General features: G+C 66.4%; 1 protein-coding gene. It reads left to right on the forward strand.

Translation table 11 applies throughout. The annotated features are described in order from the left end of the window. The coding region (locus IG99_RS43475; RefSeq protein ID WP_037684566.1) for an AMP-binding protein at positions 1–819 on the forward strand (819 nt) is incomplete at both ends.

Raw genomic sequence — 819 nt, forward strand, 5'->3', positions numbered from 1 at the left:
CCGTTCGAGGTGAGCCGCTCGGCAGGGGATTTCCTGGCTCTGCTGGCGCGTGAGGGCGTGACGGTGCTGAATCAGACGCCGTCGGCGTTCTATCAGCTGATGCAGGCGGACCGGGATGATCCGGCGACGGGTGATCGGCTTGCTCTGCGGTATGTGGTGTTCGGCGGTGAGGCGTTGGATCTGGGCCGGCTGGTGTCGTGGTACGAGCGGCGTGGCTCGGGTGGTCCGACGTTGGTGAACATGTACGGGATCACCGAGACCACGGTCCACGTCACCTACCTGCCCCTGGACCAGGAGATGTGCGTGGCGGGTGGTGGGAGCCGGATCGGTGAGGGCATCCCGGACCTGCGGATGTACGTCTTGGACGCGGGGTTGTGCCCGGTTCCGGTGGGAGTCGCGGGTGAGTTGTATGTGGCGGGTGCCGGTCTGGCACGCGGGTATCTGAACCGTCCGGGTCTGACGGCGCAGCGCTTCGTGGCCGACCCGTTCGGGGCCCCTGGTTCCCGTATGTACCGGACCGGGGACTTGGTCCGGTGGAGCGCGCCCGGTGAGCTGGAGTACCTGGGCCGTATCGACGACCAGGTCAAAATCCGGGGCTTTCGTATCGAGTTGGGTGAGGTCGAGTCGGTCCTCGCCTCGCACCCCGATGTCACCCAGGCCACGGTGATCGTGCGTGAGGATCGTCCCGGCGACAAGCGGCTCGTGGGCTACGTCGTTTCCACTGCTGACCCGCAAGCCTTGCGGGCGTACGTGTCCGAAGCGGTGCCGGACTACATGGTCCCGTCGGCGATCGTCGCCATCGATGTCTTGCCGTTGACC

This window comes from Streptomyces griseus subsp. griseus (genome assembly GCF_000720255.1).
Classification (GTDB): Bacteria; Actinomycetota; Actinomycetes; order Streptomycetales; family Streptomycetaceae; genus Streptomyces; species Streptomyces griseus_I.